This window comes from Pigmentiphaga litoralis (assembly GCF_013408655.1).
Classification (GTDB): Bacteria; Pseudomonadota; Gammaproteobacteria; order Burkholderiales; family Burkholderiaceae_B; genus Pigmentiphaga; species Pigmentiphaga litoralis_A.
This window is the reverse complement of sequence record NZ_JACCBP010000001.1, coordinates 1,439,706-1,460,752: the sequence shown is the minus strand read 5'-3', so window position 1 is coordinate 1,460,752 and position 21,047 is coordinate 1,439,706. Positions and strand designations below refer to the sequence as shown.

Sequence of the window (21,047 nt, the reverse complement as noted above, 5' to 3'; positions counted from 1 at the left end):
CATCAGAATTGAAAGTAGAGGAAGGGAACCGCGCCGCGGCTGGTGATCAGGCCAAAAGACAGCACGAAGCCTGCAACAGGCCAGGCGGCGTCAACCCTGGCAAGGACACGCGGCGGCACGCGGACCCGGGCCTGCGCCAGGGCGGGCGCCATCACCCCTGCGATGCCAAGCAGGATCGCCAGCCCATGCGCGGGCCGCATTGCGAACGCCAGCGCGCTGGTCAGCGCAAGGCCATTCATGCCGAACTGTCCGCGATACATGGCCAGTGCCGCAGCAAAGTCGTGCGCGCGGAAAAGGGTCCAGGCCAGCATCACGAAAGCCAGGGTCAACACCCTCGACAGCAAGGCCGGCACGGCGGGCAGGTGCGCGTCGGCCCAGAGCCGCGCACCCGTCAGCGCCAGGCCGTGCGCCATGCCCCACAGCAGGAAATTCCAGTTGTCGCCGCCGTGCCAGAGGCCCGCGATCGACATGGTCAGCAGCAGGTTGACGTAGGTGCGCAAGGCGCCGAGCCGATTGCCGCCCAGCGGGATGTACAGATAGTCGCGCAGCCAGGTCGACAACGACAGATGCCACCGCCGCCAGAAGTCCTGGATGCTGCGCGCCAGGTAGGGATGGTTGAAGTTTTCGGGAAAGTGAAAGCCCAGCATTTGCCCCAGGCCGATGGCCATCGCGCTGTAGCCGGCAAAGTCGAAAAACAATTGCAGGCTGTATGCCAGGCATCCCAGCCACGCGTCGGCCAGCGACGGTGCGGGCAACGCAAAGGCCAGGTCCACCAGCGGCGCCAGGGTGTCGGCGACCAGCACCTTCATGCTCATGCCGATCATGAAGCGGCGCGCGCCCGACGCAAATTGCGCCCAGTCCACCTTGCGTGCACGCAGTTCGTGGCGCACCCATTCGTAGCGGATGATGGGCCCGGCGATCAGGTGCACGAACATGGCCTGGTAGGCGCCGAACTGGATGAGGCTGCGATCGGCGTCCACATCGCGTCGCTGCACATCGATCAGGTACGAGATGGACTGCAGCACGATGAAGGACAGCCCGATGGGCAGCACGACACGTTCCCATTCGAGGGGCAGGGCGCCGGTCCAGCCGCGGACCGAGTCGATCGTCTCGACCACGATGTTGGCGTACTTGTACCAGCACAGGATGCCCAGGTTGACCCCGATAAATACGATAAGCGTACGCATGCGCTGCCGGTCCGTGCCGCTGCGGTCAATGGCGAGGCCACCGACCCATCCCACCAGGGTCAGGCAGATGAACAGCACCAGCAGGATGGGGCTCCACCAGCCATAGAAAATCCAGCTGGCCACCAGCAGCACGGCGTTGCGCCACCGCGCCGGCGATAGCGTATGGACGATCAGAAACGCCGGCAGGAACAGCGTCAGGAATTCAAGCGAGGCAAAGACCATGCGGGTGACCGGTAGGGACTGAGGGCTAGCGCGCGACGACGTCGGTGGCCGCAATCAGCCGCGCGCCGCCGTCGGCGGGCGCGGCCGGCACCGCGAACACGCTGTACCGCTGGCCGGCGGCGAGGGTGCCCAGGGACAACACCGCGCCGGTCGGCTTGCCGTGGCAGACCAGCTGCACCGACAACGCGACCGGGTTGATCAGACGGCGTGCGATCGAGGCTGGCGCAACGTCGCGGAACAGGTCGACGCCTTTGCCGGCGACCTGCAGGCCGGCCTTGGCGCATGCGGGCGCGGCGCTGTAGAAAGCCAGGGCGGACTTCAGGGCATTGAAGTCGTCGGGGGAGTCGCGCAGGATCTGGAGGGTGAGGGGTGCGGAGACGGGGCCCGGGCCTTTGCTTGCGGCCGAAGTCGACGTCCTGCCCGACGCCGCCAGCAACGCCGACGCGGTGCTTGCCGGCACGCCGATCACGGTCACGAACTCCCCCGGCGCAACCTTCAGGTCGATGGCTGCGGATGTCGCGCCAGTCGTCATCGCCCCCTTGATCGCGCTCCCGCCGCGCACCGGCAGATAGTCCGACGCGGGCCTGGTATCGGTCAGTGCCAGCCTGGCCTTGCTGCCGGATGCGGCCACCTCTACCGGCATGGAACCCGCATTCACGAAGCGCACAAAGGCCGCGTCTTCTGCCGGGCCGGTGTCATACAGCGCAATCTCTGCCGCGTGGGCGGAAGCCATGGCGCCGATCAGCAGGGCCGTCACGACCGGCAAGCAGCGGCCGTGCATCATTTCGCCGCCGGCAGGGTGGAGATGGCCTTGCCGATCGCGGCGCCCCATTGCTGGTAGCCGGTCGTGGTCAGGTGCTGCCCATCGATCGTCGCCCATTGCCCCTTGGTGGACAGCTTGAGCGAATCCACATAGCTGCACGGCGCGGCATTGGCCGCCAGGAAGGCCGACATCAGTTCGGCACGCGCATAGGTCTTGCCGTACTTGCCGCCTTCGCTGCCCCAGGCCGGGCCGACCCACACGCACCGGGTGCCGGTCGCCGCAATGGCGCCGGTCAGGCCCGTCACCTGCTGCCATGCCCACGTCTTCGGAAAATTGGGCTTGTCATAGGCGGCCATGGTGTCGCCCATCACGACCACCACCAGCCCGGGTTTTTCCTGCTCGATCAGTTGCGCCACCGGGCGGGTGGCCGCCTTGCTGCCCAGCAGCGTCACCTTGCCCGCGCCGATCCGTTCCGCGCCGCCGCAGGTGCCGGGCGTGACTTTGAGCCAGTCGCCTGCATTCGTGCCGCAGATGCCAAGGGTGTGCACCACCGCGCCGCGCCTGGACAAATCGTCGTGCAGGGTGCTGATCAGATAGTTGGGGGTCGCAAGGTGGCTGTCACCGATGATGAGAACGGACAGTCCGGCAAGAAGTAGACCCATGATGGCTCCTGGTGCAAATACAAAGACGTCTAAGGAAAATCAATCGCCGTACGGCGAACGGAAGGGGGCAACAGGCAGCGGCAGCGGACGCGCCAACCCTTGCATGCGATAGCGCAGATAGACCTTGCCGACGAAGTGCCGGTAGTCCGCTGCGTTGTCCAGCCCCAGGTTGCCGCCGGCTACCAGCTGCGGGGTCAAGCGGTATTCCATGGCGGCGGCCAGCGTGTAGCCCAGGCCGGTCTTGCTCTGGCCTGCGTAGGTGGCGTTGCCGGATCCCGCGGTCGTGGCAGCGGCAGCGGCCGCCGATTGTGCGGCGGCGTCGCCGGGGAAGTAGTCGGCGCCGTCTTCGCGAAAGTGCTGGATGCCCAGGGATCCGCCCAGCTGGTAGCTGAGGCGGTCCTGGGTCTGCGCCCAGGTCAGCGGCACGCTCAACGATACGAATTGCTGCGGGCTGAAGTAGCCGCCATGGCCATAGGTGAAATGGCGCAGGTTCTTGTCGAAGGCCAGCGCGGTCAGGTTCAGGCCGGTGGTCAGGCGCTGCCCGGGCGTGTTGATGACATGGGTGTAGACGCCCACGCCGCCTTCCAGCCGCGAGTTGGATTTCACATTCGTGCCGTTCAGGCTGGCATAGCCGATGTTGCCGTACACGCCCGTGCCGCCGCTGTCCGCGCCGATCAGGTAGCGCGCGCCCGTGGCGGTGACGCCGCCCCAGCTCTGGCCGGTACGGTCGTCGCGTGTGCCCGCAAACGACAGCACGCTGTCGGTGACGGCGCGGCGCGACACGTCCAGCTGCTGGGACACGCGGTCCGACACGGCGCCCCGCAGCGACACGCCGCCGACCAGCCGGCTGTGTTCGAAACCGAGTGGCGTCGTGCCGACGTCGGCGTCAACCATCCCTTTGGCATAGCCCACGGCAAGACCGGTGCCGGTCTGGCGTTGCGAGCCGGCCGTGCCCACGGTGCCGGCAACCTGCGCGGCGGCGGCGACCGGTCCGCCACCAAAGCGGCTGGCCGAGGCGTAGTCGGTGCCGAGCGACCCGGCGGATACGCTGACCGGCGTGACGCGGATCGAGGCCTTGCCGTCACCGACCGGAAAGGAGATCTCCACGGGTGCCTTCACGTCCGACAGCCGGCTCATGCCGTCTTCGCCCTTGCGGGTGCGCGCACCGATGCCCACGTTGGCTCCCGGACTGCGGATTTGCTGGATCTCGGCCAGCTCGTCCTGCAGGCTGCGGCTGCCCGCCCGCGCGTCAATCGGCAGGGGCGCAATGGGCGCGACGATGCGGTCTTGCGGCACGCTGCCAACGAGCGGGCCGGCGGGTGGCGCGGCGGGTGGCGCGGCCGTGTCGGCCAACAAGGGACGGGACATGACTGTCCCCACACTGTCGGCAGCGGCCCGCGATGGCAGGCGACCCGCAACGGCAGCATCGGTGGACAGCCGGATGGCAGGCAGGGGCAGGGCGGCAACACCGGACATGGCATGTGTCGACCCGCCATCGTTGCCGGCCGCAGCCGGGTAGGCAGGCGCGGCCCCGGCGTGCGGCCGCAGGGTGCCCGGCTTGATGAAGGGGTTGTCGTCGATCAACGCGGCAGGGGCGGCAAGGTCGGCAACGGCAGGCTGCCCTTGCACCCCTTGCCCTTGCACCCCCTGCGGCGCCTGCAAGGCGATCGCCGCCTTCAACATCTGTTCGGCCTTGGCCGTGCGTCCCTGCGACGTGTAGATCCGGGCAGCCGTGGCCAGGACGTCCTGACTGGCAGGCGCAACCTTCAGCGCACGATCTAGCATCGTGTCGGCCAGGGCCGTGTCCTTGGCCACTGCTGCTGCGGATGCGGACCCCAGCAACGCTTCGATGCTGTCAGGCGTATCGCGCAGCAGGCGGGTGTACAGGTCTTGCGCCCTGGCCGCATCGCCCGAATCGGCATACATGCGCGCCAGCGCGGCCAGCGCCGCGGCATCATCGGGCCGCGCGGCCAGCACCGGCTTGATCACGTCATAGGCGCCGACCAGATCGCCGCGTCCGCGCAACAGGTCGGCCTGCCGGATCGTGTAGACGTTGCGGATGTCCTGAAAGGACTGCAACTGGCTGCGGGTCATTTTCTGCGTCTGCAACTGCCGCAGAATGCCGGCCAGCTCGACATCCTGCCGGGTCCGCAGCAGCAAACCGGCGTAGTTCAACTGCAGGTTGATGTCGCGATTCACGCTGCGTGCCATCCACTGCCGCATGACGCTCACGGCGCGCCCGGCGTCGCCCAGGTCGGCATAGGACGATGCCACGGCGCCCATCAATTCGTTGTCGTTGCCTGCCATCGATTCCGCCTGCGCCAGCTGGGCATACGCCTCCTGCAGGCGGCGTTGCTGCCCGAGCGCCGACGCGTCGCCGGTCAGCAGATACACGTTCACGCGACGCTGCAGGGCCGTCATCGCGGCGTTGCGGCTGGCCGGGGGAATCCGTTCCAGAGTGGCCGATGCGCGCCGCCATTCACGGGTGTCGGCATCGACCAGGGCACTGGCATACAGCGCATCGGGCAGGTCGGGATGCGAGACCAGCAGGCCGTCGACCAGCCCGCGCGCTTCGTCGGTCGCACCCTGCTTCAGGTACAGGCGCGCCAGGGTCAGGCGCAGCCAGGGGTCGCTCGGGTCGAACAGCAGCGCTTCCTGCAACGCCGTGCGCGCGGCATCGTCGTCGCCCCGTTCACCGGCAGCCTTGGCCACCTCCAGCGCCTTGCGCGCGCGCAGCTTGCCCAGGCTGCCCAGCTGGTTCTGTTGCTCGGGCGGCAGACGTTCGGCCAGGCGCAAGGCGTCGTCGGTCTTGCCGTTCTGGCTCAGGACGTTGATGAGGCCTCGCGTGGCGTCGGGGTCGCTCGCGCGGCGGGCCAGCACCGACCGGAAGGTCGCTTCGGCCGCCGCCCACAATCCTTGCTGCGCCTGCACGTTGCCCAGCAGGGTGTCGGCTGTCGTCTCTTTTGCATCCAGCTTGATGGCCTGGGTCAGCAGGCGGGACGCTTCCGTGGTGTCGCCGGCTTGATTGGCGGCCGCGCCTTGCTGCACCAGGGCCCAATAGGTGGCCGTGTCCAGTACCTGCCCCCACCGCGCGCCAGGCGCCTGTCGCTTGGCTTTCTGCAGCAGGTCGCGTGCTTCCACGAAATGTTCCTGGCGCAGTCGGATCACGCCCATGCCACCCAGGGCATCGGCGTCATTGGGTTGTGTGGCAAGCACGGCTTGCAGATGGCTTTCGGCCAGCACCAGGTCATTGCTCTCGATCGCCTGCAAGCCGGCGGTGACGCGGTCCCGTGCCGCGTGGGTGGCGACCCGCGGCGCGGTCGAAGTGGGGCGGGTGCGGGTCGAGACACCGGCCCGGGGCGGCGTGCCCGCCCAGCTCAAGGCCTGGCGCAAGCTTTCGGTCGCCACGCCGCCCACATCGGGCCGCGTCGATAACTGCTGCAACTGACGGATGCCTGCCGCGCGAGTGGATTCACGGTTGATCAGCAACTGGGCCAGCGCGAGCTTGACCGGGTAATCGTCGGGGGACTGTCTGGCGAGCTGATCCAGGCCGCGGCGCGCGTCGTCCCAGCCTTGCTCGGTGTAGCCCAGCGTCTGGTAGTACTCGAGCGCCATCGGACCGTGCGGCGCCTTGCCCGCCAGGGCGGACCGGTACTGCGCCACCGCGCCGTCCGCGTCGCCGGCCTGCGCCAGTTCACGGGCCTTGTCGATCTGCCGGGGCGCATCGCCGCCGCGCAGCGTGATTTCCTGTTCCAGGCGGGCGGCCAGCGGGCTGTCGGGATGCATGCGTTTGAGCTGACCCAACAGCGCCTGGCCCTCGGTCATCCGCTTGTTGCCCAGCTCGATCATCGCCAGGCCATACAGGGCGTCGGGCTGATCCGGGTCGCTGCGCAGCGCGCGTCCCCACGCCTCGGCCGCGCGCTGATCATCGCCCCGCGACGCCCAGTATTGCCCCTGCTCGATCAACTGGCGGATCGCCTGGGATTGGATCTGGGTCTGGGCTTGGGCCTGGGTCTGGGCCTGAGCCTGAGCCTGGGCCTGCGCCCGCGCCGTGCCTGGCGGCTGCGCCAGGGCAGCCAGCAGGCCGACAACCACGGTGGTGTGGCGAGCGCGCATCTCAGTTTCCGTCAAGGCGGCGGCGGGCCACCGAACGCAGGGCCAGGTAGGCCAGGCAAGCCAGCAGGCCTATCCCCGCCAGCACGAACAGCCCCAGCGTCAGCGGGTTCTGGCTCAGGTACCACTGCAGTCCCATCACTGGCGGCAGTCGGCCCACGTGATAGGTCGTCTGATCGACCAGGCTGTCCACCTTGGCGCCGCGCACCACGGCCAGGCTGCCGCGAACCTGGTTCTGCGGATCCGCATCCGGCGTGATCAGGGCATTGACGGCATCGAACAGACCGTCGGGCCGATTGCTCGATACCATCACGACGCTGCGGCCGCTGGTGATCGGGGATTCGAAGCCGGCAAACACGGCATCGGTGCTGTCGCTGGCTACGGCCATGTCGATCCGCGCATCGCGCTCGCCCGCGCGCAAGCTGCTGCCGAACCAGCCCATTACGCGGTAGACCAGATCGGACACGGTGTAGCGCTTGCTGCCATCCAGGCCAAAAGGCAAAGAGGACGCCCAGGTCTTGAGCAAGGCCTGGTCACGCCCCGCGCCGATCACCAGCAGGTCCTTGTTCGACACGCTGTCGACCTGATCGGCGCGCACCACCGTGACGTCGGTGGCGGGGTAGCCGGTCGATGCGCCCATGCTGCCAAGCAAGGTCAGGTAGGCGCTGATCTCGGATTGGCCGGCATTGCCTGCCAGTACCACGCCCGTTTCCGACAGATCGGCCAGCCGCGTGAACGGAAAGCCGCTGTTGCGGAACACGTTCAGGTTGGGCATGGCAATGAAGTGCGGAAAGCCGGTCAGGTCGATGGTCGAATCTTCGGCAATCGCGCCGCGCATGTTGTCGATAAGAACGTCTTCGCACTCGTTCTTTTTTGTGTAGTCGTAAAAGTAATTCAGCTGCAGTTGCGATTGCGGGGTGATCATGGCCAGCGGCACATGCACCTTGCCCGTGGCGGCCAGGGTGCCATCGGTCACGGCCGTGCCGGTCGCGGCGTTCTCGATCACGTCGGTGGCCAGGATAGGCAGTGCACTGACGAACGCGTTGTCCACCGCCACATTCAAGGTGGACTTGTCGCGCGCCGGACGTGGCGTGTAACGGTAGTTCAGCTGCACGGGCACGCCGCGCTCGCGCCACGCAAACAGGTCGGGCGGTGCGGCCAGTGGAATGCGGATGGCATCGGGCGTATAGCCGCTCACGTTCAGCGCCTGGGCGCTGGCCAGCTCGCCCAGCTTGATGGGGCGATCGGTGCGCAGCCAGCGCGGTGCGTCATAGGGTTCGCGCGGCGCCAGCGCCTTCAGATCGGTAATCGTCGCCAACGCGCCCGACAAGGCCTGGTTGCCGATCGCAACGGCTTTGGCGGCGGTCTTGAGCTGGGTGCTGTCGCGGCCCATGACCAGCAGCAGCTTGCTGGCCGGATCGTTGGGATTGGCAACGATCGCCACGGTCGGGCCGGCCAGGGGCGGCAGGTCGATGCCGGGCAGGCTGCCGCCGTTCAACAGCACGACCGCGTGGCCCCGCTGCGGAATCTGTCCCAGGCTGGCCGGGAACACCGCGCCCCGATATCCCGCCATTGCGCCAAACCACGACGCCAGCGTGCCCGCGGCTTCCAGGCTGGCGTTGTCGGGCGACGCGGGCAGCACGATGGGCAGCGTCAGCCGGCGTGCATCGCGCCGGTCAAACAAGGGAACCGGCAGCAGGGCCAGATCATTCTTCAACTGCAGCGGCGCCACCGTCAATTCCAGTGTGCTGTCATTGCTGATGTTGGCCCACAGGCTGGAATGCAGCGGGTTTTCGCACTGCATCGTGTAGTGGCCGATCAACTGCAGACTGAGCCGATTGAATTCCGTAATCAGCCGCGTGGGAATGTCGATGACGCGTTCCTGGCGCGTGCCGGCCGCGTCCTTCGGCACGGGCAGGCTGGCCGCTACCTCGCCATTGACCAGCACATTGATGTGCGACAGGTCCGCCAGCAGCGCCGGCGAGTAGGCATAGTTCAGGCGCAGCCGCGCGGCCGACACGACCTCGTCGGTGCGCACGCTGAAGGGCACCGTATTGCTGCCTTCCACGCCGCGCAGCGTCAGGGTGCCGGCGGCGCCCAACTGCTTCAGGCTGAGCTGATAGCGGCGCGATCCATCGGGCAGGCGGTCATCGCTGGCCGCGAACGCCGGCGCCATCGCGCCGGCCACCAGCACGCCGCAAACTACGCCGCGGATCACGCCGGACCACGCGCCGCGCATCGGGCGACTCAACCTGCCGCGCATCGTGCGACTCAATACGCTGGACCCTGCTGCCATCACCGGCCGCGCAGTCAGAACCAGGGCGTGGCGCTGCCCGAAAAAGTGCCGGTCAATCATCGGTGCCTCGAGGGGTAATCGTGAAATGGGGGACCGCAGGCGCGGGGCGCAGGCGGTGACGGATCACGCCGGCCGCATCGCGCAGCAATTGGGAAATGCCGACCATGCCGATACGCGTCACGGACTTGAAGGCGGACCAGGGCGTATCCGGCGTGGCCTGGCCCCACACGCGCGCCCAGGTATCGGCGCGGGCAAACGTCATCTCGGCCAGTTCGATCTGTTCCTGGATCGTCAGGTCGTCAAAACGGATGCCAAGCCGGTTGCCTTGCGAGAAGACGGCGGTCGCCGGAAAGTCGCGTTCTTCCTGCCCGCGAAACAGCGAGATACGCAGCGCCGTGCCATGCGCGACCGGCGGAAAATGCTCGGGCATCGTCATGCCCAGGCCATTGGCGGAATAGTCGCTGGTGCGGCACGCGATGGTCTTGCCGCTCGGAAAACGGATCATTGCGGGCAGCTGCGCGGCCACGCGCGGCTGTGTGCGGATCTGCTTCGTTTCCTTCGCGACCGCCACGCTCGCGCTGGTGATGATGATGTTGTAGAGCGTCCAGAGCAGGTTGATGCAGATCGTGAAGATGCCGTCCACATCGTTGCTGCCGAAGATCAGCAGGCCGACGCCGACCACCATGCCGGTCACGTTCAGGCACAGCAGCACGATGTAGGGCCGCGCCATATCCCAGTCGAAATACGTGCCTGCGATGGTGCCGCCCTTGGCCGTCACGTTGAACGCGCCCAGCTTGGGATTGAGCACGGCCAGCATTGCCGGGCGGAAGATGTACCAGGCCAGCACCGACTCATAGACCTCGTTCCAGAACGAGTGGCGAAATCGCCCTTGCATGCGTGAATTGGTGATGTTGGCGTGGAACAGGTGCGGCAAGCCGTAGGCCGAGATCATCAGCGCGGTCGCCTGGAACACCTGCGCGTCAAAGAACAGGAACGCCAGCGGCGCGGTCAGGAACACCAGCCGCGGCAGGCCATAGAAAAAATGCAGCATGGCGTTCAGGTAGCAGAAGCGCTGCACCAGCGTCAGCCCCTTGCCGCGCAGCGGGTTGTCGACCCGGCAGATCTGCGCCATGCCGCGCGCCCAGCGGATGCGCTGGCCGATATGCCGCGACAGGCTTTCCGTGGCCAGCCCCGCTGCCTGCGGCACGGCCAGATACGCCGTGTTGTAGCCGCGGCGGTTCAGCTTGAGCGCGGTGTGCGCGTCTTCGGTCACGGTTTCGGTTGCGATCCCGCCCACTTCCATCAACGGCCCGCGCCGCAGGATCGCGCACGATCCGCAAAAGAATGCCGCGTTCCACAGATCGTTGCCGTCCTGCACCAGGCCGTAGAACAGCTCACCCTCGTTGGGCACCGTGCGGAAGGTATTCAGGTTCTTTTCGAAGGGGTCGGGCGAAAAAAAGAAGTGGGGCGTCTGCAGCATCGCCAGCTTGGGGTCCTTCAGGAACCAGCCCATGCAGATCTGCAGGAAGGACCGCGTCGGGATGTGATCGCAGTCGAAGATCGCCACGTATTCGCCGGTGGTATGGGCAAGTGCGTGGTTCAGGTTGCCGGCCTTGGCATGGCGGTTGTTGTCGCGGGTCAGGTAGCCCACGCCCACCTGTTCGCAGAAGTCACGGAATTCCACGCGGCGGCCGTCATCGAGCACAACGATCCGGATGCGGTCGCGTGGCCAGTCGATCGACAGCGAAGTCAGGACCGATTGTTTGACCACCTCCAGCGGTTCATTGAAGGTCGGGATCAGCACGTCGATGCTGGGCCAGGTCGACGCATCGGGAGGCAGGGCCACCGGTTCGCGATGCAGCGGCCAGATGGTCTGCATATAGCCCAGCACCAGCACGGCCAGCGCATAACTTTCGGCCAGCAGCAAGCCGTAGCCGAACAGCATGTCGAGTGTCTCGGTAAAGCCGATGGTGGCGGTCAGGCGCCAGTACAGGTAACGCAGCGACACGGTCATCGACAGCAGCACCATCGCAATCGTGACGCCGCGTCCCGGCACATGACGCAGCAACAGGGCCACGACGATGGCAAAGCCGGAAAACACCAATTGCGACTTCAGGTCCAGCGGCGTGATGACGGCGAGGGTGAACATGGCCAGGCCAAGCAGGGCGAGCGCCGTGCGCACCGGCCGCAGCCGCCACAGGCGCTCGATCAGCGCAGCGTCAACGATTCTGCCGGCGCGTGCCGCGCCACGGGACAGGCGGGACGGGGTCATGAACGGCCTTCGTTCCTGAACGTGCGCCATGCCGCGGCCAGCCGGGACCGCAGCGGTACCCGCCGCGATGGCTGGGCGGGGCAGCGCAGGGTGGGTGTGGCGCCTGCGCTGCTGAGGCGGGCGCAGGGTGCCGCGACGGCATGCTTCGCCATGCTGTGCATTGACGCTTTGTGCTCCGCCGCCAGGCCCCCGTTCTGCAGCGTTTGGTGCTTGGGCACATCGTCGCGGCACACGCTGGGCGGCATGACGACCGGGGCCGCCGCCACTGCCGCCACCAGCGGCCAGCGTTGCTGCGCGTCGGCCGCCAGGTCGCCGCGGCGCAGTTCCTGGTAGTCGCCTGCATTGCCGTCGAAGCGTTTGTACAGTTCGGGGATGTCGTTCATGGGGCTCATCGGGCGCGTGGTTCCAGTGCCGGGGGAGGCGTCATGCGATCAGGCACCCGCAGCCTTGGGCAGCAGGGGTCGGACAGCGGCGGAAGGAATCAGCAGTGCAGGCGCGGGACGGCGGGCCACGGCCACGCCGTCGGCGGGACGCGCGGGGTCACGGCCGGACGGGGGCCAGGGCGATCGGGCAGCAACGGAAAGACGTGCGGAGGCGGGGCGAACGGCGCAACGGGCAGCGCGTTGGGTAGAGCGGAAGAGACGACCATCTGACAGGGTTACCGTCTGGCAAAGGCGGAGCTACGTGTTTCCGGCACGTATTCTTGGAGCATGACCTTGCGTCTGAATGTGCCCGCTGTAGGGTGGGTGAGTCGGGCACCGACGAAATGTATCTGAACCGCTCAACCGTAGCAACATCTTGTTGCATGGATAGTCGAAATGTCTCGGGCAATTGCGCTTCGCCTGTCAGTCCTGACAGGCAGTTGGCGCATGGCAGCTGCACTCGGGATTCGGCCCCCGGCATTCGGCACTTGGGATGGGTTAGTGCGCGACCGGCTCGAAGTGCGCGTAGGTCGACGCAAGCGGCCCTGGCCTCCCGACGTAGAAGCCCTGGATCTCGTCGCAGCCCGCCGCCTTGAGCCGATTCCACTGTGCCAGCGTTTCGACGCCCTCGGCCGTGGTGGACATGCCCAAGCTGCGCGCGAGGTCGACCACGGCGCGCACGATGCGCGCGGACTCTTCGTTTTCGCAAATGTCGGTCACGAACGAGATATCGATCTTGATGCGGTCCGCCGGAAAGCGCCGCAGGTAGCTGAGCGACGAATAGCCGGTGCCGAAGTCGTCAAGCGCGATGCTGACCCCGAGCAGATGCAGCTGATCCAGCGTCGTGCGCACCTGCACATCTTCGCGCAACAGCACGGTTTCGGTCATTTCCAGTTCCAGCCGGTGCGCGGGCAGCCGGGCAGCCGTCAGGGCATCGCGCACATGACTGACCAGGTCACCGCTCAGGAATTGGCAGGCCGACACATTGACGGCGACGCGGATGGGCTCGGGCCAGGTGGCCGCGGCACGGCAGGCCTGTTCCAGCACCCAGCGGCCCATGGGCACGATCAGTCCCGTTTCTTCGGCGATCGGAATGAATTCGGATGGGGGCGGGGCGCCCGTGCCCGGATGCTTCCATCGCAGCAAGGCTTCGAAGCCGCACAGCGCCCCGCTCTGGTTGGCCAGCACGGGCTGGTAGAAGACTTCAAAGCCTTCGGACGACAACGCATCCCGCAGCGCCATTTCGACATTGCGGCGGGCCTGCACGGCCTGCTGCATGGACCATTCGAATACCCGCCAGCTGCCACGGCCGTCGGCCTTGGCGCGGTACAGGGCCAGGTCGGCGTTCTTGAGCAGCTGATCGGCGTCGGTGCCATGTTCGGGCGCCAGCGTGATGCCGACGCTGGCCTTGGTCACGACCTGGTTGCCATCGAGCTTGCACGGTTCGGCAATCGCATCGACAACGGCCTGTGCCTTGCGTTCGGCCGCCCCGGGCGCGCTGGCGTCCATCAGGATGATCGCGAATTCATCGCCGCCCAGGCGGGTGACCAGATCGTGCGGTCCGGCGCAGCCGACCAGGCGGGCCGCGATCACGCGAAGCAGGGCGTCGCCGGCCGGATGGCCCAGGGTGTCATTCACCGATTTGAAATAATCCAGATCGATCAGCAGCAACGCGACCGGCCTGGGCAGCGGCGCACCCACCAGTCCGCGCAGCTTTTCGGTAAACAGCACCCGGTTGGGCAGGCCGGTCAGCGCGTCATGCCGGGCAATATGGTTGGCGGCGCTGGTCAGTTCATGGTGGGCGTCCAATTGCCGCCGCCCGAGCATGACGCAGGCGGCCAGGATCAGGCACAGCAAAACGGCGGCAATCCCGATGACCAGGGCTTCGGGCCGCCACGCCGCATCGACCGACGCCAGGGTGGTGCTGACGGCAACCGTGACCGGATAACGTTCCAGGGCGCGGATCGCCGTGAGCCGCTGCTCGCCGTCGATCGGGCTGGGAAGGGTGGCGGCGGGGGCGCTCGCTGCGGCAGCGGTCGGGCTGACCGATCCGCCGGCTGACAGCGCAAGCGCCTGGCCGCTGGCCGTGGGACCGGTGCTGGTGCCGACGGTACCGGGAATGGCGGGTTGGCGAACCAGCAACGTGCCGTCCGATCGGAACAGGCTGATCGCGCCGCCCTTGCCGACGTTGATGGTGCTGTAGAAGCGAGCGAAGTAGTCCAGCCGCATGGCGCCCAGTATCAGTCCCAAGGCTTCGCCGTCGCGGGACGAGAACTTGCGAGCAAGGTAGATCGTCCAGGTGCCGCTGCCGCGGTTTTCAACCGGCGCGCTCAAGTAGCTTTCCATGTCCGGATCGGCCATGAGCGTCTTGTAGTAGTCGCGGTCCGCCACGTTCACGGGCGGTGTAGGCTGGTAGCGGCTGAAGTTGCCCAGATCGCCTTGCTGGTTGATCAGCGTCAGGGCTTCGACATACGGCAGGTTATCGAGCCGGTCGCGCAGCAGTCCGTAGACGTCCTGTTCGCGAATCCGGAAATCGAAGGCTTCGGGGGTGTTGATGCCTTCGTTGCGCAGCCGTTCCACCAGGCTGGTCTGGACGGTTTCCAGTGCCTGGAAGGCCCGTTCGGTTTCCTGCGCCAGCACCAGCGCCAGGTTGGCCAGTTCCTGCGACTTGCCGGCGATGACCCGGTGCTGCAGGTTCACCACCAAAGACAGCGCGGCAATCAGAATGGCGGCGATCAGCGCGCCGCCCGCGATGGTCAGCCACCTGCCAGGATGCGCGCGCCGGGCGGCCGAACCCGTCAAGGCGCGTTCAACGTGGGGCGGAGTGGCGCTCATGCAGGGGGCTTGGTCGAATCCGGATCATCTATTGTGTCCTGATTCGACCATCCTGCGTTTGGCCTGTGTAAATAAAACTATGCGGAGAACCCCGGGGTTGTCGGCAGGGTGCCCGAGGCTACCGAGGCACGGCCGACAGGCGGATCAGCAGCGCCGACATATCGTCGATGGTGAACGGCTTCTGCAGCCACGGCGCGTCGGCAATCGGCGTTTCGCGCGCCGGATAGCCGCTGGCGAACACCACCTGCAAGTCGTACTGCTGCCTCACGCGGACGGCCAGGTCGACGCCTGACGTCCCTGCCAGTTCCACATCGGCCAGCAGCACGTCGAAGCGTTGCGCGGCCAGCAGGTCCATGGCGGCATCCGCCGTGGCGGCGCCTTCGGCCGGATAGCCCAGGTAATCCAGGATTTCCAGGGTGGCCGCCAGTGCGTCGGCATTGTCTTCCACCACCAGCACGCGCGCCGGCGTGCCGGGCAGGCGCTGCACGGCGGGCATGTTGTTCAACGCCACCTGAGCCTGCTCGACGTGCTCACGACCGGCCAGCACATGTCGCAGCTTGCGCGCCAGGTCATCGCGGCGATAGGGCTTGCCCAGCAACGCCACGCCAGGGTCCAGACGGCCGCCGTGGACGATGGCGTTTTCGGTGTAGCCGGACGTGAACAGCACTTCGATACGCGGCTGCATCTGCTTGGCGCGCCGCGCCAGTTCCGGGCTGCGGATCGGCCCGGGCATGACCACGTCGGTGAACAGCACGTCGATCGGCACGCCACTGTCGATGACCGCCAGCGCGCTTTGCGCATCGTGCGCCTTCAGGACGTGATAGCCCAGTTCGACCAGCAGGTCGACGGCGGTCGCGCGTACGGCCGGATCGTCTTCCACGACCAGCACGGTTTCGGTGCCGCCCGTCGCGGCGCCTTCGAACGCGGGCCGCGACACTTCTTCCACGGCGTGCACGCGAGGCAGGTACATCTTGATCGTGGACCCGTGACCGATCTCGGAATAGATCTTGAGATGCCCGCCGCTCTGCTTGACGAACCCATAGACCATGCTCAGGCCCAGGCCCGAGCCCTTGCCATCGGGCTTGGTCGTGAAGAAGGGTTCGAAGGCGCGCGCCATGACGTCTTCGGTCATGCCGCTGCCGGTGTCTGATACCGCGATCATCACGTATTGCCCGGGGGTCACTTCTTCGTGCACGGCCGCGTAGGCGTCGTCGAGGCTCGCGTTGTTGGTCTCAAGCGTGATGCGGCCATCGCCATCCATGGCGTCGCGCGCATTGATCGCCAGGTTCAGCAGCGCGTTTTCCAACTGGTTGCGATCGACATGCACATTCCACAGCCCGCCGGCGATCACGGTTTCCAGCTCGATCGTCTCGCCCAGCGCGCGCCGCAGGATGTCGTCCATGCTGTTCAACAGCACGCCGGCATTGAGCACGACCGGTTCCAGCGGCTGCTTGCGCGCGAACGACAGCAGTTGCGACGCCAGCTTGGCCCCGCGTTCGACGCCGCTCATGGCCGACGCCAGCCGGCGCGACGCGCGATCGTCGGTGTCCACGAACTGGCGCAGCAACTGCAGGTTCCCGCCGATCACCTGCAGCACGTTATTGAAGTCATGCGCGATGCCGCCCGTCAACCGGCCAACCGCTTCCATCTTCAGGGCCTGGCGGCGCTGGGCTTCACTGGCTTCCAGTTCCGCGGTGCGCTCTTCCACCAGCAGTTCCAGATGCTCGCGATGCCGCACCAGTTCTTCTTGCGCCAGCTTGCGCTGCGTCACGTCGCTGCCCTGGATGAAGATACCCGACACGCTGCCGTCCGGTTCGATCACGGGCTGGCACACCACGTCCACGTAGCGCTGCGTCAGATGGTCGTCGCCGGTGCGGTTGAACTGCACGGGCAGGTCGATGCCGACGAATGCCTTGCCATCGGCAAAGGCCTTGTCCAGCATTTCGAACATGCCCTGGCCAGCCAGGTCGGGCAGCGCCATGCGGATCGGCTTGCCCAGCACATCGTGGCGTCCGATCAGCTTGAAGTAGGCGGCGTTGGCAATCTGGTAGACATGGTTGGGGCCCTGCAGGAAGCACATGAAACCCGGTGCTTCTTCAAACAGCCGGCGCAGGTGCGACGCTTCGGCCTGCAGGACCTGATTGGCTTCCTGCACGACCATGGCGCGGCGAAGCACCCGGCTTTCCACCGAGCCCGGCGTCGTGGTGTCCGCGTCTTCCTGGTCCATGCGCGTCGCGCGCAGTTCCTTGCGCATCACCTGGATCTCGGTAATGTCTTCAGTGTGCTGCAACAGGTATTCGACTTCGCCTTCGGTGTCGAAAAGCGGCGTGTGCGTGGCGCTCCAGTACCGGTCCTCGATCACATCTCCGGCATCGGTGCTGCGTGCGATCGCGTAATGGATATAGGGCAGTTCATCACGCTTGCGCAGATCGACGGCGCGGCGCAGCGAATCCTGCAGCGCCAGCCCATTGGCATCGAGCTGGCCCGCGGCGTCCCGGCTGGGAAAGGCGTCAAAGATCCGCAGGCCGACCAGACCCTCCAGCGTCCTGCCGGTGACGCGCAGGTAAGTCTGATTGGCGCCGACAATGACGAACTGGCGGTTCATCAAGAGGTAGGCGTTGGGCGACGCATTGAAAAGCGCTTGGAAATTGACGCCGTGCATAAAAAGTAGGGGACCTCGAGCAGATGCCAGGACGGGAACGCGGCCGCGCAATTCTAAAGGCAAACGTGAGATTGTCGCGCGGGTGATGTAACCGCCAAAGCCAGACGTAGCGCGGCACAGACCGAGAGATTTTGGTGAGAAGTTCAGTAAACGCTTCATGAGCGCGTCCTATAATCAGGCGGTGCCGCGGCCCGCGGTCATTTCCGATGGAGCTTGCCCGCCGTGACTTCGACGCCCGACCTTCCTGCCGACGCCGCCGCCCCTGGCGGCGCCTGTCTGAGCGCCGAGCTGGTGGCCGTGATGGTCGCGGTCACCGATGGCCAGCCGCGGGTGCTGACGACCCGTGATGGCGGCGCCTTGCCATCCGGACCGTTCCAGATGATGCATCGGTCCTTGCAGGCCGGCCTGCGCGCCTGGGTCGAGGCGCAAACGCATCATCCGCTGGGGTATGTCGAGCAGCTCTATACCTTTGCGGACCGCGACCGGACCGAGGCCGCGGAGTCAGGCGACGCGGGCGCGGCGGGCGACGCCTTCACGCAAGCGGCCGTGATTTCCATCAGCTACCTGGGACTCACGCGCGAAGCCGATGGCGACCGTATCGATCAGGTCGGCTGGCACGACTGGTACCGCTACTTTCCCTGGGAAGACCGGCGCACTGGCGAGCCGGCCGTGGTGGCGGACTCGATCGTGCCGGGCCTGAACGCGTGGGCCGCGCGCGGTGGCGGTCGGGCCACGACGGAACGCCGGACCTCGCGTGCGGCGCTGGCGTTCGGCCTGGACGGGCAGCCCTGGAATGAAGAAGGGGTGCTGCAGCGGTACGAATTGCTGTTCGAAGCGGGCCTGGTGCCCGAAGCCGTGCGGCGCGGCGTGCCGCATGCGACCGGCAAGGTGCCGGGCGATTGCCTGCTGCACGACCACCGCCGCATCCTGGCGACCGGAGTGGCCCGCTTGCGAGCCAAGATCAAGTACCGGCCCGTCGTGTTCGAACTGATGCCGCCGGAATTTACGCTGCTGCACTTGCAGCAGACGGTCGAGGCCCTGGCAGGGCGTGCGCTGCACAAGCAGAATTTCCGCCGGTTGATCGAACAGCAGGACCTGGTGGAAGAGACGGGTCACCTGGCGGTGGGCACGGCCGGCCGGCCAGCCAAGCTGTTCCGGTTTCGCGGGAATGTGGTGATGGAACGGGTGGTGACGGCAAGCAAGCTGCCGCTGACGCGCGGGGGGTGAGGGCAGCGGTCTGGTGCTCAGCGGCGGGGGGGACGACTCGAAGTCGGACGACGCCCGAAAACGCCTGGAAACACGCGAAAACGGCTGGCGACGCCCGAAAACGCCTGGGAACGCCTGGGAACGCCTGGCACGCCGATGTTGACGCGTCGATATGCTCACGATTAGCATAAAAGCACCTCTCCTTTTTTTGTCCGGTAAATACTCGCCATGAGCATAAAACCTGCTTTTGCTGTTACCTCCGAGCTTCATTCCGCTGGCCGCGGGGTGCCGACGCTGCCGTCCATTCTGTTGGAGCCTGCCGTCCGCGCAGCGCTGCTGGAAGACCTGGGCCGCGCCGGCGACCTGACGACGGATGCGATCGTGCCGTCCGACGCACGGGCGCAGACGCGACTGGTCGCCCGGCAGGAGGGCGTGCTGGCCGGACTGGATCTGGCTCGCCTGGCCTTCCAGTTGATCGACCCGGACGTGCAGTTTGATGCGCAGCTGCACGACGGCGCGCGGCTGGCGCCCGGGGCGACGATTGCCACCGTGCACGGGTCGGCGCGCGCCATGCTGACGGCGGAGCGCACGGCACTCAACTTCCTGTGTCACCTGAGCGGGGTCGCCACCGCCACGGCATCGATTGCCGACTCCATTCGCGACACGCGCGCACGCGTCACCTGCACCCGCAAGACGCTGCCCGGTTTGCGTGCTTTGCAAAAGTACGCGGTGCGGGTAGGAGGCGGCAGCAACCATCGTTTCGGGCTGGACGACGCCGTGCTGATCAAGGACAACCACGTGGCGATCGCAGGCAGCGTGCGCGAGGCCGTCACCCGCGCGCGCGCCGGCATCGGTCACATGGTCAAGATCGAGCTGGAAGTCGATACGCTGGCGCAGCTGGAAGATGCCCTGGCCCTGGGCGTCGATGTCGTGCTGCTGGACAACATGTCGCTTGAGGACCTGCGTACGGCGGTGGCGATGACGAATGGCCGGGCGATCCTTGAAGCGTCCGGACGGGTGACGCCGGACACCGCGCCTTCCGTTGCCGAAACAGGTGTCGACCTGATCGCGATCGGGTGGATCACCCACAGCGCCCGCACCCTGGATATCGGGCTGGACGCCTGAGGGCGTGAAGCGGGCTCGACGCCTTGGGGGCCTTGCGGCCGGCTCACCGTTTCCCTGTCAGGGATTCTTGCCCCGATCATCGACCACCGACTGGCCTTCGGGCTTGTCGTGTTGGTCGCGGTCGGGTGAGATCGCAATCGGGTCGCTGGCCGGAAAGGTTTCTTCCAGTGCTTCGTCCAGCGCGTCCTCCTCATGCAAGTCAGGCGGCGTGGGATCTGAAGGGGAGGACGGAGCGTGCGTCGAGTCGGATTCGCGGGGCATGGTGATCTCCTGCGGCGGCGTCATCGGGACAAGGGAAGACATTACACCGCCGATTGCCGGATAATCGCGTTACAAAGCATGTCTTCGAGAAGCGCGTGATCGTCCGTCCCAAACTCAACTGGTTCAAGATGCTGTTCGTATGGAACGGCTCCGTGCTCAAGGCTGTGCTGCTGCCGTTGAGCGTCATCCTCGCAATATCCCTGGCAGTGCTCTGGGCCCACTCGTCTGGCGGCACGTCCTGGCTGCACCTGAATCCCACCCCGTTCAGCCTGATCGGTGTTGCCTTGGCCATCTTTGTCAGCTTCCGCAACAACGCCAGTTATGACCGCTATTGGGAAGCGCGCAAGCTGTGGGGCGAACTGCTGATCCGCACGCGCAACCTGACCCGACAAGCCGTGGGAGTACTCGACTCTGCCCCGGGCGACCCCGATGCGCAGCGGCTGGTGGCGCTGCTTTGCGCGTTCACCTACTCGCTCAAACATCAGCTGCGCAGCACGGATCCGGCCGATGTCCTGCATCGCCTGCTGCCTGCGGGCGATGCCGAGCGCGCGCTGGCGCGGCAGTATCGGCCCGTGCATCTGCTGGATGACGTGTCGCGGCTGCTTGCGGCATGGCGCCGCGATGGGCGGCTCAGCGACATCCTGTTCGATGGTTGTCAACGTCAACTGGATGGGCTGAGTGCGGTGGTGGGCGGATGCGAGCGCATCGCGACCACGCCGCTGCCATATGCCTACAACGTGCTGTTGCACCGGACGGTCTATTTCTTTTGCGCCTTGTTGCCACTGGGGCTGGTCGACAGCATCGGCGCGGCCACGCCGGTCATCAGCGTCTTTATCGCGTATGCCTTCATGGCGCTCGACGCCATCGCCAGCGAGCTGGAAAACCCGTTTGGCGAAGAGCCCAATGACCTGCCGCTGACGGCGTTGGCCGTCAACATCGAACGCACCCTGCGCGAGATGATCGGCGAGACGGTGCTGCCCGATGCGCCGCTGCCCGACGCGTTCTACCGGCTGCGGTAAGC

At 66.5% G+C, this 21,047-nt stretch carries 13 protein-coding genes; 3 read left to right on the top strand and 10 right to left on the bottom strand.

Going from position 1 to position 21,047, the window contains the following annotated elements:
- Window positions 1-2 precede the first annotated feature (2 nt).
- From HD883_RS06440 to HD883_RS06400, 9 genes are all read right to left on the bottom strand, one after another.
- Window positions 3-1,409, bottom strand: coding sequence for an MBOAT family O-acyltransferase (locus HD883_RS06440; RefSeq protein WP_179587188.1), 1,407 nt, complete (start codon window positions 1,407-1,409; stop codon window positions 3-5).
- Window positions 1,410-1,434: 25 nt separating this feature from the next.
- A complete protein-coding gene (locus HD883_RS06435; protein WP_179587190.1) occupies window positions 1,435-2,190 on the bottom strand; it encodes a cell division protein FtsQ in 756 nt (251 codons plus the stop codon).
- Complete coding sequence (locus tag HD883_RS06430; RefSeq protein ID WP_179587192.1) at window positions 2,190-2,834, bottom strand: SGNH/GDSL hydrolase family protein; 645 nt, start codon at window positions 2,832-2,834, stop codon at window positions 2,190-2,192. Before HD883_RS06430 ends, HD883_RS06435 begins: the two co-directional genes overlap by 1 nt.
- Before the next feature lie 39 nt (window positions 2,835-2,873).
- A complete protein-coding gene (locus HD883_RS06425; protein ID WP_179587194.1) occupies window positions 2,874-6,950 on the bottom strand; it encodes a cellulose biosynthesis protein BcsC in 4,077 nt (1,358 codons plus the stop codon).
- A gap of 1 nt (window position 6,951) precedes the next feature.
- Window positions 6,952-9,186 (bottom strand): cellulose biosynthesis cyclic di-GMP-binding regulatory protein BcsB, encoded by a 2,235-nt coding sequence (gene bcsB / locus HD883_RS06420; RefSeq protein ID WP_179587196.1) that lies wholly within the window; start codon window positions 9,184-9,186, stop codon window positions 6,952-6,954.
- Window positions 9,187-9,295: 109 nt separating this feature from the next.
- Window positions 9,296-11,515, bottom strand: a complete 2,220-nt coding sequence (bcsA, locus tag HD883_RS06415) for a UDP-forming cellulose synthase catalytic subunit (RefSeq protein WP_179587198.1) — start codon at window positions 11,513-11,515, stop codon at window positions 9,296-9,298.
- Window positions 11,512-11,898 carry a BcsR/BcsP family cellulose biosynthesis protein gene (bcsR, locus tag HD883_RS06410; protein ID WP_179587200.1) on the bottom strand — a complete coding sequence of 129 codons (387 nt, stop codon included), beginning with the start codon at window positions 11,896-11,898 and terminating at the stop codon, window positions 11,512-11,514. The genes bcsA and bcsR overlap by 4 nt, the downstream gene beginning before the upstream one ends.
- 537 nt (window positions 11,899-12,435) lie before the next feature.
- Window positions 12,436-14,772 (bottom strand): bifunctional diguanylate cyclase/phosphodiesterase, encoded by a 2,337-nt coding sequence (locus HD883_RS06405; RefSeq protein ID WP_179587202.1) that lies wholly within the window; start codon window positions 14,770-14,772, stop codon window positions 12,436-12,438.
- A gap of 118 nt (window positions 14,773-14,890) precedes the next feature.
- Window positions 14,891-17,434, bottom strand: coding sequence for a response regulator (locus HD883_RS06400; protein WP_179587204.1), 2,544 nt, complete (start codon window positions 17,432-17,434; stop codon window positions 14,891-14,893).
- Window positions 17,435-17,734: 300 nt separating this feature from the next.
- Here HD883_RS06400 and HD883_RS06395 point away from each other — a divergent pair, with 300 nt between their 5' ends.
- Together HD883_RS06395 and nadC are read left to right on the top strand one after the other, a co-directional pair.
- Window positions 17,735-18,661: an NUDIX hydrolase gene (locus HD883_RS06395; RefSeq protein ID WP_179588702.1), complete on the top strand. Its 927-nt coding sequence runs from the start codon at window positions 17,735-17,737 to the stop codon at window positions 18,659-18,661.
- A 207-nt stretch (window positions 18,662-18,868) separates the two neighbouring features.
- Window positions 18,869-19,765: a carboxylating nicotinate-nucleotide diphosphorylase gene (nadC, locus tag HD883_RS06390; RefSeq protein WP_179587206.1), complete on the top strand. Its 897-nt coding sequence runs from the start codon at window positions 18,869-18,871 to the stop codon at window positions 19,763-19,765.
- Window positions 19,766-19,822: 57 nt separating this feature from the next.
- On the opposite strand, the gene HD883_RS06385 is transcribed toward nadC, so the two are convergent.
- Complete coding sequence (locus HD883_RS06385; protein WP_179587208.1) at window positions 19,823-20,026, bottom strand: hypothetical protein; 204 nt, start codon at window positions 20,024-20,026, stop codon at window positions 19,823-19,825.
- A 95-nt stretch (window positions 20,027-20,121) separates the two neighbouring features.
- Here HD883_RS06385 and HD883_RS06380 point away from each other — a divergent pair, with 95 nt between their 5' ends.
- Window positions 20,122-21,045 (top strand): bestrophin family protein, encoded by a 924-nt coding sequence (locus HD883_RS06380; protein ID WP_179587210.1) that lies wholly within the window; start codon window positions 20,122-20,124, stop codon window positions 21,043-21,045.
- Window positions 21,046-21,047: the final 2 nt, after the last annotated feature.